Here is a 15,260-nt window from a genome sequence, read left to right on the forward strand (position 1 = left end):
CCCCGGCGGCTCGAAGTTGCCCGGAGGGCCGGTCGCGGACGGACAGAAAGTTGGATCATGCGGCCCAGCGTAGGGTACCGGGATGATCGAGACACCAGAGATCTTCATGCGCGCCACGGTCGAGCGCGAGGGAGCGGCCGGAGCCACGTGGCTCGCCGAACTTCCGTCAATCGTCGATGAGTTACTGGCACGCTGGGAGTGCGTACCGGACGGCGAGGTCATGCACGGGGGTGTCGGGGTCATCGTTCCGGTGCTGCGGCGGGCCGCGGAGCCGGCCGTGCTGAAGGTCTCCTTCCCGCATCCCGGCAACGTCCACGAGCCGGACGCGTTCGAGGCGTGGGGCGGGCGCGGGGCCGTCCTGTTGCACGAGCGCGACGACGAGCGTTTCGCGATGCTGCTCGAGCGGGTCCGGTCGGTGACGCTGGAGGGGGTCGAGGACGGCGACGAGGTGGTGACGGTGGCGGGGCGGCTCAGCCGCCGGCTGGCCGTCCCGGCGCCGGCCCACCTCCCCCGGCTGCGGGAGCAGGCCGATTCCTGGGAGGAGCAACTACGCAAAGATGAGGACGAGTTGGCGCACGCGCTGCCGCGGTACGTGGTGGACGCGGCCGTGGCGACCGTGCGCGAGTTGGGGCGCACCCAGCCGGACGTCCTGATCCACGGCGACCTCCACGCCCGGAACGTCCTGCGGGCGGACCGGGAGCCGTGGCTCGCGGTCGACCCCAAGGGCTACGTTGGGGATCCCGCCTACGACGGCGGCACGCTGCTCAAGACGCGCGCACTGTCCCTCATCGGGGCCGAGGACCTCGGCAAGGCGGTCCACCGCACCGTGGACGTCTTCGTCGAGGCCGCGGAGCTCGAGCGCGAACGCGTCCGGCGCTGGGCCCAACTCCACGCGGTTCAAGCCGCGTTCTGGGCGCGTCGACACGGATTCCGGGTCGCCCGCGGTGGCCCGCTGCTCGACCGGATCACGGAATTCGCCGACCACCTCGCGCAGTTGCTGACGCGGCCCGCCTGATCGCAGCCTGCGATCCCGTACCCCCGCGCCCCCGTACCCCCCGTACGCGGTGCGGCGCGGGTGCGGCGACACCACTCGCCCCACCCGCGCCGTTCCCGTACGTCTCCGGCGCACCCTCTGCCCTGGAGACCCGCCGGGGCCCCTCAGCCCCGGCCGTACGTGTGGAACCCGCGGCCGCTCTTGCGGCCGAGCAGACCCGCCTGCACCATCCGCTGGAGCAGCGGCGGCGGCGCGTACAGGGGTTCCTTGAACTCCTCGTAGAGGGATTCCGCGATGGCCGCGACGGTGTCCAGGCCGATCAGGTCGGCGAGTTTGAGCGGGCCCATCGGGTGGGCGCAGCCCAGTTCCATTCCGGCGTCCACGTCCTCGGGGGCGGCGAACCCGGATTCGGCCATGCGGATGGCCGAGAGCAGGTACGGGATCAGCAGCGCGTTGACGACGAAGCCGGCCCGGTCCTGGGAGCGGACGGTGGTCTTGCCCAGGGCGTCGCGGGCGAAGGCCTCCACGGCGTCGAGGGTGGCGCGCGAGGTGTGGAGGGAGGAGACGACCTCCACGAGCGGCAGGACGGGTACGGGGTTGAAGAAGTGCAGGCCCACGACCCGGTCGGCGCGGCCGGTGGCCATGCCCAGGCGCATGATCGGAATGGCCGAGGTGTTCGTGGCGAGGATCGCTTCCGGGTCCGCCACGATCTTGTCGAGGCCGGCGAAGACCTCGATCTTGGCTTCGGGGTCCTCGGTGACGGCCTCGATGACGAGCTGCCGGTCGGCGAGGTCCTCCAGGTCGCCGGTGAAGACGAGCCGGGCCAGGGCGTCCTCGGCGGAGATCCGGTCCAACTTGCCGCGCTGCACGGCCCGTTCGAGGGAGACGGCGACGCGTTCCCGGGCGACCCGGGCGGCGGTGGCGTCCGACTCGGCGACGACGGTGTCGAGGCCGGCGCGGGCGCACACCTCGGCGATGCCGGCGCCCATCTGGCCGCCGCCCACGATACCGACCCGGTGGATCGTCGCGATCGGCGCGATCGACGTGGTCATGAGGGGTTCTCCGTCCGGCGCACGAGGTGGCGGGTGTAGGCCTCGGGGGTGAAGAAGGCGGGCAGGCGGGGGGTGAGCGCGGTGTTCACGAAGACCTCCCGGGCCTCGGCGACCCGGGCCCGCGGGTCCTCCTCCTCCAGTGCCGCGCATTCGGCGTCGAGGAGGTCGAGGACCGCCGCCCGGTCGGCCAGGTCGTGGCGCAGCCACTGCCAGATCTGGACGCGGGCGATCTCGGCGGTCGCGGCGTCCTCCATCAGGCCGTACAGGGCCACGGCGCCGCTGCCGCGCAGCCAGGCGTCGAAGTAGCGCAGGGCCACGGCGACGTTCGAGCGGATGCCCTCCCGGGTGGGGGGCGCCGCGATCCGGCGCACGGACAGCAGGTCGGCGGCCGTGACCTCGATGTCTTCCCGGGTCCGGTCCAGCTGGTTCGGCCGCTCCCCCAGGACGCCGTCGAAGACCTCGCGGCAGACGGGGACCAGTCCGGGGTGGGCCACCCAGGAGCCGTCGAAGCCGTCCTCGGCCTCGCGCTCCTTGTCGAGGCGGACCTTGGCGAGGGCGGCGGCGTTCGCCTCCGCGTCCCGGCTGGGGACGTGGGCGGCCATCCCGCCGATGGCCTGGGCCCCGCGCCGGTGGCAGGTGCGGACCAGCAGCTCGGTGTAGGCGCGCATGAAGGGGGCGGTCATGGTGACCTTGGCCCGGTCGGGCAGCTGGAAGTCGGTGCGGTGGCCGAAGGTCTTGATCAGGCTGAACAGGTAGTCCCAGCGGCCCGCGTTCAGTCCCGCGCTGTGCTCGCGCAGCTCGTGGAGGATCTCCTCCATCTCGAAGGCGGCGGTGATCGTCTCGATGAGGACGGTGGCGCGGACGGTGCCGCGGGGGATGCCGAGGAGTTCCTGGGCGAGGAGGAAGACGTCGTTCCACAGGCGCGCCTCGTACCGGTTCTCCAGCTTGGGCAGGTAGAAGTACGGGCCGTGGCCCGCGTCGATCTGCCGCTGGGCGCAGTGGAAGAAGTACAGGCCGAAGTCGACGAGGGACGCGGACGGGGGTCGGCCGTCGATCTCCAGGTGCTCTTCGAGGAGGTGCCAGCCGCGCGGTCGGACCATGATGGTCGCGAGCTGCTCGCCGAGGCGGTACTCCTTGCCCTCCGGGGTGGTGAAGTCGATGCGCCGTTCGATGGCGTCGAGCAGGGTCAGCTGGCCGCCGATGACGTTGGTCCAGGTCGGGGCGGTGGCGTCCTCGAAGTCGGCCATCCAGACCTTGGCACCGGAGTTCAGGGCGTTGACGGCCATCCGACGCTCGGGCGGGCCGGTGATCTCGACCCGGCGGTCGGTGAGGCCGGGCGCGGGCGGGGCGACGCGCCAGTGCGGGTCCTCGCGCAGGGCCCGCGTGGCGAGCGGGAAGTCGAGCGGGGTGCCGCCGGCCAGGTGGCCCGAGCGGCGGTCGCGTTCCTTGAGGACCTCCAGGCGGCGGTCCGCGAACGCGGTGTCGAGCCGGCCGATGAACTCCAGGGCCTCGGGGGTCAGGATCTCCTCGTGGCGCTCACCGGGCGCACCGAGGACCTGGACGCTGCTGGTCAGGGACGAGAGGGGCATGCAGTTCTCCTCAGCGGGTTCGGTGGGCGGTGCCCGAGGGGTAAGTCCCCCGGGCACCCGTCGGACGGAGTCGCCGCGGCGTCCCCTAGTGGAACTGCTCTTCCTCGGTGGAGCCGGAGAGCGCGGTGGTGGAGGAGGCCGGGTTGACGGCGGTGGAGACGAGGTCGAAGTAGCCGGTGCCGACCTCGCGCTGGTGCTTGACGGCGGTGAACCCCTGGGCCTGGGCGGCGAACTCGCGTTCCTGGAGGTCGACGTAGGCGGTCATGCCGTGCTCGGCGTAGCCGCGGGCGAGGTCGAACATGCCGTGGTTGAGCGAGTGGAAGCCGGCCAGGGTGATGAACTGGAAGCGGTAGCCCATCGCGCCGAGCTCCCGCTGGAACTTGGCGATCTGGTCGTCGTCCAGCGCGGCCTTCCAGTTGAAGGACGGCGAGCAGTTGTAGGCCAGCATCTGGTCGGGGTACTGGGCGTGGATCGCCTCGGCGAACTCGCGGGCCTGCTCCAGGTCCGGGGTGCCGGTCTCCACCCAGATCAGGTCGGCGTACGGGGCGTAGGCGAGGCCGCGGGCGATGACCGGAGCCATTCCGCCCCGGACGTGGTAGAAGCCCTCCGCGGTGCGCTCGCCCGTGCAGAACTCCGCATCGCGCTCGTCCACGTCGCTGGTCAGCAGGGTGGCGGCGAGGGCGTCCGTACGGGCGATGATCAGGGTCGGGACGTCGGCGATGTCGGCTGCCAGACGGGCCGCGTTGAGGGTGCGGACGTGCTGCGCGGTCGGGACGAGGACCTTGCCGCCGAGGTGGCCGCACTTCTTCTCGGAGGCCAGCTGGTCCTCGTAGTGGATGCCGGCCGCACCCGCCGCGATCATCGCCTTGGTGAGTTCGAAGGCGTTCAGGGGGCCGCCGAAGCCGGCCTCGGCGTCCGCGACGATCGGCGCGAGCCAGTCCGTCGTGTCGGTGCCGCCCTCGGCGGTGGCGATCTGGTCGGCGCGCAGCAGCGCGTTGTTGATCCTGCGCACCACCTGCGGGACCGAGTTGACCGGGTACAGGCTCTGGTCCGGGTAGGTGTGCCCGGCCTGGTTCGCGTCGGCGGCCACCTGCCAGCCGGAGAGGTAGATCGCTTGGAGTCCGGCGCGCACCTGCTGGACCGCCTGGCCGCCGGTGAGCGCGCCGAGGGCGTGGATGTAGTCCTGCTCGTGGAGCTGTCGCCACAGCCGCTCGGCACCGCGCCGGGCCAGGGTGTGCTCCTCGCGGACGCTGCCCGAGAGCCGCACCACGTCCTCGGCCGTGTAGGTGCGCTCGATGCCCGCCCAGCGGGGGTCGTCGGCCCACCGCTGCTTGAGCTGCTCGGCCGCCGCCGTCGTGTTCGCCTCTGCCATGACCGTCACCGTTTCCATCCGTCGCTTGTCTTGCCAATGGGCCGGGCCGTGGACCCGATGCGTTGGCACTCTGTGCCTGGTAGGGAGATGCGGCCGCCGAACCCGGCCATGGGCCGAAGCTGAGCAATGCTGCCGAGCCGCCGGGGCGAACTGTCTGGACGGCCGAAATCAGGGCGTGAATCGGGCCAGTCGGTTCGTCCCGGCCACCGTGTCCGGCGGGCCGCAGCACCGACTCTGACACTGACACCGAGTGCCATCAAGGACGTACATCTGCCAAGGTCTGCGAATCTTCGGCCCCGGAATTGCCAAGGTTGCGAAGACCATCGGTCGCGAAGATCGCCGTATCCTGGCGGCGCGTGTCCGGCCCGGCAGACGGTGAGGGAGTGCGGTGAGCAAGACGTACGCGGGAGCGCGGCTGCGGCGGCTGCGCGAGGAGCGGCGGATGACCCAGGCCGACCTGGCCCGGGTGCTCGCCATCTCCCCCAGCTACCTCAACCAGATGGAGCACGACTCCCGGCCGCTCACCGTTCCGGTCCTGCTGCGGCTCACCGAGGCCTTCGGCGTCGATCCGGGCTTCTTCTCCGAACGCGACACCAGCCGACTGGTCGCCGACCTGCGCGAGGCGCTCGCGAACGAGGTGGCGCAGGCCCGCGTCTCCCCCTCCGACCTGGCCGAACTGGCCACCCGCATGCCCGCGGTCGCCTCGGTGCTGCTGGACCTGGGCCGGCGCAGCCAGCTCCTGACCGAGCGCCTCGCCCACGCCGCCGACGGCCGGGACGTGGCCACCGACAGCCCGCGCTCGCCCCACGAGGAGATCCGCGAGTTCTTCTACCGCCGGCAGAACTACCTCCACGACACCGACGTGGCCGCCGAAGACCTCGCCGCCGAGATCGGCATCCGCCCGGGGGACGTCATCCGCGCACTGACCCGCCGGCTCGGCGACCGGCACGGGATCCGGACGGCCACGGACTCCGACCGGCTGCACCACTACGACCCCGCCGCCCGGGTACTGCACCTGTCGAACCGGCTCCGGCCGGGACAGCAGGCGTTCCGGATGGCCACGCAGCTGGCGCTGATCGAGTACGGGGCCGAGCTGGACCGGCTGGCCGCCGAGGACTTCCCGCCCGGCACCCCCGTCCACGCCCTCGCGCGGATCGGCATCGCCAACCACTTCGCGGGCGCGCTCATCCTCCCGTACCGCGCCTTCCATTCGGCCGCCGAGGAGTTCCGCTACGACATCGAGCGACTCACCGACCACTTCGGGATCGGCTACGAGACGGTCTGCCACCGCCTCAGCACCCTGCAACGGCCCAGGCTGCGCGGGGTGCCCTTCTCCTTCGTCCGGGTGGACCGGGCCGGGAACATGTCGAAGCGGCAGTCGGCGACCGGATTCCACTTCTCCCGCGCGGGCGGCACCTGCCCGCTGTGGAACGTGTACGAGGCCTTCGCCGCGCCCGGCCGCATCCACGTCCAGGTGGCCGCCATGCCCGACGGGCAGCGGTACCTGTGGACCGCCCGGGCCGTCACCCGCCACCGCGGAGGCTGGGGCGAGCCCGGCAAGACCTTCGCGATCGGGCTCGGCTGCGAGATCCGGCACGCCTCACGGCTGGTGTACGCCGACGGGCTCGCCCTCGACAACACGGCGGCCGCCACCCCCATCGGCATGGGCTGCCGCCTCTGCGAACGCCTCGACTGTCCGCAGCGGGCCGTACCGCCGCTCGGGCGGGCGCTGGCCGTCGACGAGAACAGCAGCACCTTCGTCCCGTACCCGGTGACCAGGAACCCGGTCACCGCACGGGACTGAGCGGACGTCAGGCCGCGGGCCGCGGAGGGCGCGGCCGGCGGGGCCGGACGGAAGGCGCGCGGTGGCGGCTCTGGACTTACTAGGACGTCCAACTATATGTTCGTGGCACAAGGTCCGCGGTGCAGGGAAGCCGGTGAGAAACCGGCACGGTCCCGCCACTGTGACCGGGGAGTGTGCTGCCATCCACACGCCACTGACGAGGTCTGTCGGGAAGGCGGGCGGCACGCGGGGATCCGGGAGTCAGGATACCGGCCGCGGATGTTCCGTGTTGTCCACGAGGATGGAGCAGACACGCATGGCACCGGTTTGTACCCACGACCCTGGTAATCCGGCGGAGCGCACGCACACGTTCGCGCGCTCGTAGGTCGTCCCTTTCGACCCCGTCCCACGACCTTCCCCAGCGGCGCACCCGATCGGGTGCCGTCCGCCGGTCGGCCGTGCCATCCCCGGATCCAACCTGACGAGAGCAGGCACCCATGGTCCGCGAACTCACCCATTTCATCGGCGGCAAGCACACCACCGGATCCTCCGGTCTCTTCACCGACGTGTACGACCCCAACACCGGTGCCGTCCAGGCCCGGGTCCCGCTCGCGGGGCGGGCCGACACCGAGGCCGCCGTCGCGAACGCAGAGGAGGCACAGGCCGACTGGGGGCAGTGGAACCCGCAGCGCCGCTCGCGCGTACTGCTGCGCTTCCTCCAGCTGGTCGAGGGCGAACGGGACTCGCTCGCCCGGCTGTTGTCCTCCGAGCACGGCAAGACCGTCGCCGACGCCCACGGCGACCTGCAACGCGGCCTGGAGGTGGTCGAGTTCGCCGCCGGCGTCCCGCACTTGCTGAAGGGCGAGTTCACCGACAACGCGGGCACCGGGATCGACGTGTACTCCCTGCGCTCACCGCTGGGCGTGGTCGCCGGGATCACCCCCTTCAACTTCCCCGCGATGATCCCCCTGTGGCAGGCCGCACCCGCCCTGGCCTGCGGCAACTCCTTCATCCTGAAGCCCTCCGAGCGCGCCCCCTCCGTACCGCTGCGCCTCGCCGAGCTGTTCCTGGAGGCCGGTCTGCCGCCCGGCGTGCTCAACGTGGTCAACGGCGGCAAGGAAGCCGTCGACACCCTCCTCGAAGACCCGCGCGTGCAGGCCCTCGGCTTCGTCGGTTCCACCCCGATCGCCGCGCACATCTACGCCACCGCCGCGGCCCACGGCAAGCGCGCCCAGTGCTTCGGCGGCGCCAAGAACCACATGATCGTGATGCCCGACGCCGATCTCGACCAGGCCGTGGAGGCCCTCATCGGCGCCGGCTACGGCTCCGCGGGCGAGCGCTGCATGGCCATCGCCGTCGCCGTCCCCGTCGGCGAGGAGACCGCGAACGCCCTGGTGGCCAAGTTGGCGGAGCGCATCGCCACCCTGCGCGTGGGTCGCTCCGACGACCCCGAGGCCGACTTCGGTCCGCTGGTGAGCCGGGACGCCCTCGACCGGGTGAACCGCTACGTCGGCATCGGAGCCACCGAGGGCGCCGAACTCGTCGTGGACGGGCGCGGGTTCGCCCTGCCGGGACACGAGGACGGCTTCTTCGCCGGAGCCACCCTCTTCGACCGCGTGACCCCGCAGATGCGGATCTACCGCGAGGAGATCTTCGGCCCGGTGCTGTCCGTCGTACGGGCCGCCGACTACGAGGAGGCCCTGCGCCTGCCCACCGAGCACCCGTACGGCAACGGCGTCGCGATCTTCACGCGCGACGGCGACACCGCGCGCGACTTCACCCGCCGGGTGGGCGCCGGCATGGTCGGCGTCAACGTGCCGATCCCCGTCCCCGTGGCGTACCACACCTTCGGCGGCTGGAAGCGGTCCGGCTTCGGCGACCTGAACCAGCACGGCCCCGACTCGATCCGCTTCTACACCCGTACCAAGACCGTCACCTCGCGCTGGCCCTCCGGGGCCAAGGAGGGCGCGAGCTTCACCATCCCGACGATGGGATGAGCCCGGTGACCCTCACCCTCAGCCCCGATCAGCTCGCCCTCGCCGAGGTCACCCTCGACTTCGCCCAGGAGCAGCTCGGCCCGTACGCCGTCACCTGGGACCAGGACAAGCACTTCCCGCTGGACGTGATCCGCAAGGCGGCGGACCTCGGGCTCGGCGGCGTCTACGTCCGCGAGGGGCACGGCGGTTCCGGCCTCAGCCGCAGCGACGGCGTCCTCGTCTTCGAGACCCTCGCCACCGGTTGCCCCTCCATCGCCGGATACCTCTCCATCCACAACATGGTCGCCTGGATGATCGACCGGTACGGGGACGCGGACCAGCGGGCGCGCTGGCTCCCCGACCTGTGCTCCGCCCGGTCGCTGGGCAGCTACTGCCTGACCGAACCCGGCGCCGGATCCGACGCGGCCCAGCTGCGCACCCGGGCCGAGCGCACGGACGACGGCTACGTACTGACCGGGGTCAAGCAGTTCATCTCCGGCGCCGGCGCCTCCGAGGTCTACGTCGTCATGGCCCGCACCGGCGGGGAGGGCCCGGGCGGCATCTCCGCGTTCGTCGTCGAACGCGCGGATGCCGGGGTCTCCTTCGGTCCGAACGAGCGCAAGATGGGCTGGAACGCCCAGCCCACCCGCCAGGTGGTCCTGGACGGGGTCCGCATCCCAGCCGATCGGCGGCTCGGCGCCGAGGGCGACGGCTTCCGCATCGCCATGAACGGCCTCAACGGCGGCCGCCTCGGCATCGCGGCCTGCTCGCTGGGCGGTGCGCAGAGCGCGCTGGACCGCAGCCTCGCGCACCTGGCCGACCGGGAGGCCTTCGGGGCCCGGCTGCTGGACGCCCAGGCCCTGCAGTTCCGGCTCGCGGACATGGCCACCGAACTGGCCGCGGCCCGCGCCCTGGTCCGCCAGGCCGCCGACGCGCTGGACCGGGGCGATCCGCTGGCCCCGCAGCTGTGCGCGATGGCCAAGCGGTTCGCCACGGACACCGGCTACGCGGTCGCCGACCGGGCCCTCCAACTCCACGGGGGATACGGCTATTTGAGCGAGTACGGCATCGAGAAGATCGTCCGCGACCTTCGGGTCCACCAGATCCTGGAAGGCACCAACGAGGTCATGCGCATCATCGTCGCCCGCGGGCTCACGGAGGCCCTGCGATGAACCACGCAAACCCCGGGGACCACGACCGTGACCAGGACCACGTGCTCCTGCGGGCCGAGGGCCACACCGGCTACATCACCCTCAACCGCCCCAAGGCGCTCAACGCCCTCACCCACTCCATGGTGCTGCGCATCGACGAGGCGCTCGCCGGCTGGCAACAGGACCCTGATGTCGCGGCCGTCGTCATCGAGGGCGCCGGTGGGCGCGGCCTGTGCGCGGGCGGTGACATCCGCGCGATCTACGAGGACGCCCGCACGGGCGGCACCGCCTCGGCCGACTTCTGGCGCGACGAGTACCGGCTCAACGCCCGCATCGCCCGCTACCCCAAGCCGTACGTCGCCCTCATGGACGGCATCGTCATGGGCGGCGGCGTCGGGATCTCGGCCCACGGCACCGTACGGATCGTCACCGAACGCTCCCGCGTGGCCATGCCCGAGACGGGCATCGGCTTCGTCCCCGACGTCGGCGGCACGTACCTGCTGGCGCTGGCGCCCGGAGAACTGGGCACCCACCTGGCCCTGACGGGGGCGCCGGTCGGGGCGGCGGACGCACTGCGCTGCGGGCTCGCCGATCACTTCGTGTCCTCGGAGCTGCTGCCGCGGCTGGCCGCGGACCTGGCACGGGCCTCCGTACACGAAGTGCTGGAACGGTACGTCGGTCCGGCGCCCGCTGGCACGCTCGACGGTGACCGCGAGTGGATCGACCACTGCTACGCGGCGGACACCGTGGAGGACATCGTGGAGCGCCTGCTCGACAGCGGCGCCCCGGCGGCGAAGGAGGCCGCCGCCACCCTGCGGGCCAAGTCGCCCACGGCGCTGAAGGTGACCCTGGCCGCCCTGCGCCGGGTGCGCGGACTCGGCCCGCTGGAGCGGGCTCTGGAGCAGGAGTACCGGATCTCCTGCGCGGCGCTGTCCTCCCCCGATCTGGTGGAGGGGATCCGCGCGCAGGTCATCGACAAGGACCGCAGCCCGCGGTGGTCGCCACCCGCCCTGGCCGACGTGGTTCCGGCGGACGTGGAACGGTACTTCGCCCCGCTCGGAGCGCGCGAGCTGGGGCTGACCCGCACGGATTCGACTCAGGAGGTGCCCTGGTGAGCAGGACCGTGGCGTTCGTCGGACTGGGCCACATGGGTGGCCCGATGGCGGCCAACCTGGTGAAGGCCGGACACCGCGTCCTCGGCTTCGACCTGGTGCCGGAGTTGCTGGCCACCGCCGCCGAGACGGGGGTGGAGCCGGCGGTGTCGGCCGCCGCGGCGGCCGCCGGGGCCGACGTGGTGATCACCATGCTGCCGGCGGGCGGGCACGTCCTCGCCCTGTACGGGGAGGGCGGGCTGCTGGCCGCCGCGCGGCCCGGCACCCTCTTCGTCGACTGCTCGACCATCGACGTGGCCGACGCGCGGGCGGCTCACGAGGCCGCCGGGGCGGCCGGTCACCGGTCCCTCGACGCGCCCGTCTCGGGCGGGGTGGTCGGCGCGCAGGCGGCGAGCCTCACCTTCATGGCGGGCGGCGGCGCCGAGGAGTTCGCGGCGGCCGCACCGCTGCTCGACGCGATGGGCAAGAAGGCCGTGCACTGCGGGACGGCGGGCGCCGGACAGGCCGCCAAGATCTGCAACAACATGATCCTCGCCGTCTCGATGATCGGGGTGAGCGAGGCCTTCGTCCTCGCGGAGAGCCTCGGCCTGGACCACCAGGCCCTCTACGACGTGGCCTCCACCGCCTCCGGCCAGTGCTGGGCCCTCACCGTCAACTGCCCCGTGCCGGGACCGGTTCCGGGCAGCCCCGCCAACCGTGACTACCTCCCCGGCTTCGCCGCCCCCCTCATGGCCAAGGACCTCGCCCTGGCGGCGAACGCCCTGCGGGCCGGCGGGGTGGAGGCGCCGCTGGGCCTGAAGGCCGCCGAGCTGTACGCCGACTTCGCCGCCGGCGCGGGCGCGGGCCTCGACTTCTCGGCGATCGTCCACACCCTGCGACCCCGGAACGGAACACCCGCATGACCTACGAAACCATCCTGCTGGAGCGCAAGGGGCGGGTGGCCGTCCTCACCCTCGACCGGCCCGAGGCCCTCAACGCCCTCAACCTCCAGGTCATGACCGAGGTGGTGGCCGCCGCGGAGGAACTGGACCGGGACCCGGAGGTCGGCTGCATCGTCCTGACCGGCTCCGCGAAGGCCTTCGCGGCCGGCGCCGACATCAAGGAGATGCGGCCGCGCAGCTACATGGACATGTACCTCTCGGACTGGTTCACGGCGTGGGACCGGCTCGGCCAGGTCCGTACGCCCACTCTTGCGGCGGTCTCCGGCTACGCCCTGGGCGGCGGCTGCGAGCTCGCCATGCTGTGCGACATCCTGCTCGCCGCGGACACCGCGAAGTTCGGGCAGCCCGAGATCAAGCTCGGGGTGATCCCGGGGATCGGCGGATCCCAGCGGCTCACCCGGGCCGTCGGCAAGGCCAAGGCCATGGAACTGTGCCTGACGGGCCGCACCATGGACGCGGTCGAGGCCGAGAGGGCCGGCCTGGTCTCCCGGATCGTCCCGGCCGACGAGCTGCTGTCCGAGGCCCTCGCGGTCGCCGAGACCGTCGCGGGGATGTCCAAGCCGGTCGCGATGATGGCCAAGGAGGCCGTGAACCGGGCCTTCGAGACCACCCTCACCGAGGGCGTCCGCTTCGAGCGCCGCCTGTTCCACGCGGTCTTCGCCACGGCCGACCAGAAGGAGGGCATGTCCGCCTTCGTGGACAAGCGCCCGCCCCGCTTCAGTCACGGCTGAGGGCACGTACGGAGGCCGGGTACGGCGCGCACGACTGCGCCGTACCCGGCCTCGGGCCTCCCTGCGAGGGACGGGTGCCGCTCACCGCGGTCATCGGACCGGCGCCGGCGAGCACGCCGACGAGGACGGCCGCCAGGACGGCCGTGGTGACCCGGAAGACGGCGCGGACCAGGCTGATGACGACGCCGGTGGGGACGGCGACCGCCAGGTCCGTCCGTACGACGGCGCGCAGCAGGACGTCCGAGCCGAGCACCAGGGCCGCACCGGTGAGCCCCGCGAACGGCAGGCCCGCGCGGGTGCGGGTGAACCCGAGGAACCTGCGGGCGGACGAGGGCGGGGCACGGCCGGCGCATTGTTCGGGGAATGTACGGATAGCGGCGCGCCCGCCGGAAGGGCGGGGCGGCGCGGTTAGCATCGATGCTGCCAACCGCGGCGGGAGAGGAAGTGATGACGGAGTCCAGGGGCCTCGTGCTGATCGTCGAGGACGAGCGCCACATCTCCGACGTGCAACGCCTCTACCTGGCCCGCGAAGGCTTCGGCGTCCACGTCGAGGCCGACGGGTCCGCCGGTCTCGCGGCCGCCCGGCGCATGCACCCGGTGGCGATCGTCCTGGACATCGGCCTGCCCGGCATGGACGGCATCGCCTTCTGCCGCGCCCTGCGGGACGCCGGCGACTGGACACCGGTCCTGCTGGTCACCGCCCGTGGTGACGAGGCCGACCGGATCCTCGGCCTCGAACTCGGCGCGGACGACTACCTGACCAAGCCGTTCTCGCCGCGCGAGCTGGTCGCCCGGGTCAAGACCGTACTGCGCCGGGCGGCTGGCCCGCCCGGACCGCCGCCCGGGGACACCGGCCGGCTCAGCGTGGACCCGGTCAGCCGCACCGTGCGCCGCGACGGCGAGCCGGTCGAGCTCACCGCCACCGAGTTCAACCTGCTCTCCCACCTCCTCCAGCACGTGGGCCAGGTCTTCACCCGCGAGCAACTGCTCGCCCAGGTGTGGGGGTACCCCGGCTACCGCGACACCCGCATGGTCGACGTCTTCGTCTCGCAGGTACGCGCCAAGCTCGGCGACGCCAGCCCGATCCGTACGGTCCGCGGCGTCGGGTACAGCGCAACGGCTCCCGGCCCGTGACCCGCCGCCCCCGCACCGGTCCGCGCCGCAGCTCCCTCGCCCGCAAGATCGTGGTGCTGACGACCGTGGTGGCGGCGCTCGCGGTGGCCCTGACCGGACTGATCGCCTGGCAGACCGCCGCGCACGGTGCCGAACAGCGTGAACGCGACCAGCTGACCCGTCAGGCGACGGTACTGAGCCGGTTGCCGGCCGTGTCCGAGGCGCTCTTCACCGGCGCCCAGGTCCTGGCGGGGCCGAACGGGGTGCAGCTCGCGGTCATCGCCCGGGACGGCACCGTGAGCGGCACCGCCGGCCCGGCCGTCGACCGGAGGTCCGCATCGGCCCTGCTGGCCGGAGATCCGGTCTCCACCACCGGCATCCTCGGCGGCCAGGAAGTACTGCTGGTGGGGCAGCCCGGCGTACGCGGCGGCGCGGTCGTGCTGACCGAGCCGTACGCGGTCGTCACCGATAACACGAGCCAGATCCGCCGCAACGTCATCGTCCCGCTCGTCGTCGGCATGCTCGGCGCGGCCCTGGCCGGAGCGCTCCTCGCCCGCCGCATCGCCCGTCCGCTCGTGACGGCCGCGCAGATCGCGCACCGGCTCGCCGACGGCGAACGCGGCGTACCGGCCCCGGTCGACGGGCCCCGCGAGACCGCGGACATCGGGCGCGCCCTCAACGTCCTGGACGGGGCGCTGGCCCACAGCGAGAACCGGCAGCGGGAGTTCCTGCTCTCCGTCTCCCACGATCTGCGCACTCCGCTGACCGCGCTGCAGGGCTATGCCGAGGCGCTCGCCGACGGCCTGATCGAGCCGGAGCGGGTGCCCGAAGTAGGCGGCATCCTGGCCGACGAGACCCGGCGCCTGGACCGGTTCCTCGGAGACCTACTGGACCTGGCCCGGCTGGAGGCCGACGACTTCCGCCTGGACGTGGCCCCGGCCGACCTCCGCGCGTTGGTCTCCGACGCCGCCGCGTTCTGGACGGGCCTGTGCGCACGCCACGGCGTCGACCTCCGGCTCGAACGGCCGGACCTGCCCGTCGTCGTCGCGACGGACGCCTTCCGGGTCCGGCAGCTGATCGACGGCCTGGTGCAGAACGCGCTGCGGGTCACGCCCGAGGGCGCGCCCCTCGTCCTCGCCGTCCGTCCGGCCGACGCGGGCGGCGGGGCCGAGCTGCAGGTCCGCGACGGCGGGCCCGGCCTCACCGAGGACGACGTACGCATCGCCTTCGACCACGGCGCCCTGCACGAGCGCTACCGGGACACCCGCCCGGTCGGCAGCGGCCTGGGGCTGGCCATCGCCCACCGCCTGACCGGCCGGCTCGGCGCCGGCATCCGCGTCGAGGGACACGGTCCGGAAGGCGGCGCCTGCTTCACCGTCACCCTCCCGTCGGCGCCCGCCGCCTGAGCACCCGCGTGCCGGCGGCTCCCCCTTACACTCCCCGAAC

At 72.7% G+C, this 15,260-nt stretch carries 13 protein-coding genes and 1 riboswitch; of the genes, 9 read left to right on the forward strand and 4 right to left on the reverse strand.

Annotated elements, in window-relative coordinates:
* Positions 1 to 82 precede the first annotated feature (82 nt).
* Positions 83 to 1,015 carry an aminoglycoside phosphotransferase family protein gene (locus OG386_RS06280; RefSeq protein ID WP_328787162.1) on the forward strand — a complete coding sequence of 311 codons (933 nt, stop codon included), beginning with the start codon at positions 83 to 85 and terminating at the stop codon, positions 1,013 to 1,015.
* 143 nt (positions 1,016 to 1,158) lie between these two features.
* Here the strand turns inward: OG386_RS06280 and OG386_RS06285 are convergent, their stop codons facing one another.
* The 3 genes from OG386_RS06285 to aceA form a co-directional block, all read right to left on the reverse strand.
* Positions 1,159 to 2,046: a 3-hydroxybutyryl-CoA dehydrogenase gene (locus tag OG386_RS06285; protein WP_328787163.1), complete on the reverse strand. Its 888-nt coding sequence runs from the start codon at positions 2,044 to 2,046 to the stop codon at positions 1,159 to 1,161.
* Entirely contained in the window at positions 2,043 to 3,635 is a 1,593-nt protein-coding gene (gene aceB / locus OG386_RS06290; protein ID WP_328787164.1) for a malate synthase A, read from the reverse strand. The genes OG386_RS06285 and aceB overlap by 4 nt, the downstream gene beginning before the upstream one ends.
* 85 nt (positions 3,636 to 3,720) lie before the next feature.
* Entirely contained in the window at positions 3,721 to 5,007 is a 1,287-nt protein-coding gene (gene aceA, locus OG386_RS06295) for an isocitrate lyase (RefSeq protein WP_328787165.1), read from the reverse strand.
* Between the two features lie 388 nt (positions 5,008 to 5,395).
* Between aceA and OG386_RS06300 the strand changes: the two genes are divergently transcribed.
* The 6 genes from OG386_RS06300 to OG386_RS06325 all read left to right on the forward strand — a co-directional run bounded on the left by OG386_RS06300 (position 5,396) and on the right by OG386_RS06325 (position 12,701).
* Positions 5,396 to 6,811 carry a short-chain fatty acyl-CoA regulator family protein gene (locus OG386_RS06300; protein ID WP_328787166.1) on the forward strand — a complete coding sequence of 472 codons (1,416 nt, stop codon included), beginning with the start codon at positions 5,396 to 5,398 and terminating at the stop codon, positions 6,809 to 6,811.
* 100 nt (positions 6,812 to 6,911) lie between these two features.
* Positions 6,912 to 7,082: riboswitch (cobalamin riboswitch) on the forward strand.
* 205 nt (positions 7,083 to 7,287) lie between these two features.
* Positions 7,288 to 8,787: a CoA-acylating methylmalonate-semialdehyde dehydrogenase gene (locus tag OG386_RS06305; protein WP_328787167.1), complete on the forward strand. Its 1,500-nt coding sequence runs from the start codon at positions 7,288 to 7,290 to the stop codon at positions 8,785 to 8,787.
* Positions 8,784 to 9,938, forward strand: coding sequence for an acyl-CoA dehydrogenase family protein (locus tag OG386_RS06310; RefSeq protein ID WP_328787168.1), 1,155 nt, complete (start codon positions 8,784 to 8,786; stop codon positions 9,936 to 9,938). Before OG386_RS06305 ends, OG386_RS06310 begins: the two co-directional genes overlap by 4 nt.
* Entirely contained in the window at positions 9,935 to 11,032 is a 1,098-nt protein-coding gene (locus OG386_RS06315) for an enoyl-CoA hydratase/isomerase family protein (protein ID WP_328787169.1), read from the forward strand. The genes OG386_RS06310 and OG386_RS06315 overlap by 4 nt, the downstream gene beginning before the upstream one ends.
* On the forward strand, positions 11,029 to 11,931 hold the full coding sequence (gene mmsB, locus OG386_RS06320; protein WP_328787170.1) for a 3-hydroxyisobutyrate dehydrogenase: 903 nt from the start codon (positions 11,029 to 11,031) through the stop codon (positions 11,929 to 11,931). The genes OG386_RS06315 and mmsB overlap by 4 nt, the downstream gene beginning before the upstream one ends.
* The gene (locus tag OG386_RS06325) at positions 11,928 to 12,701 is read left to right on the forward strand and encodes an enoyl-CoA hydratase (protein ID WP_328787171.1); all 774 of its coding nucleotides are present in this window, start codon (positions 11,928 to 11,930) and stop codon (positions 12,699 to 12,701) included. Before mmsB ends, OG386_RS06325 begins: the two co-directional genes overlap by 4 nt.
* On the opposite strand, the gene OG386_RS46885 is transcribed toward OG386_RS06325, so the two are convergent.
* Positions 12,688 to 13,128 carry a hypothetical protein gene (locus OG386_RS46885; RefSeq protein WP_443053112.1) on the reverse strand — a complete coding sequence of 147 codons (441 nt, stop codon included), beginning with the start codon at positions 13,126 to 13,128 and terminating at the stop codon, positions 12,688 to 12,690. The two genes, OG386_RS06325 and OG386_RS46885, sit on opposite strands and share 14 nt — an antisense overlap.
* 20 nt (positions 13,129 to 13,148) lie before the next feature.
* On the opposite strand from OG386_RS46885, the gene OG386_RS06335 reads away from it, so the two are divergent.
* Complete coding sequence (locus OG386_RS06335) at positions 13,149 to 13,835, forward strand: response regulator transcription factor (RefSeq protein ID WP_328787172.1); 687 nt, start codon at positions 13,149 to 13,151, stop codon at positions 13,833 to 13,835.
* Complete coding sequence (locus OG386_RS06340; protein WP_328787173.1) at positions 13,832 to 15,220, forward strand: HAMP domain-containing sensor histidine kinase; 1,389 nt, start codon at positions 13,832 to 13,834, stop codon at positions 15,218 to 15,220. The genes OG386_RS06335 and OG386_RS06340 overlap by 4 nt, the downstream gene beginning before the upstream one ends.
* Positions 15,221 to 15,260 lie beyond the last annotated feature (40 nt).

The sequence above is a fragment of the Streptomyces sp. NBC_00273 genome, assembly GCF_036178145.1.
Taxonomy (GTDB): Bacteria; Actinomycetota; Actinomycetes; order Streptomycetales; family Streptomycetaceae; genus Streptomyces.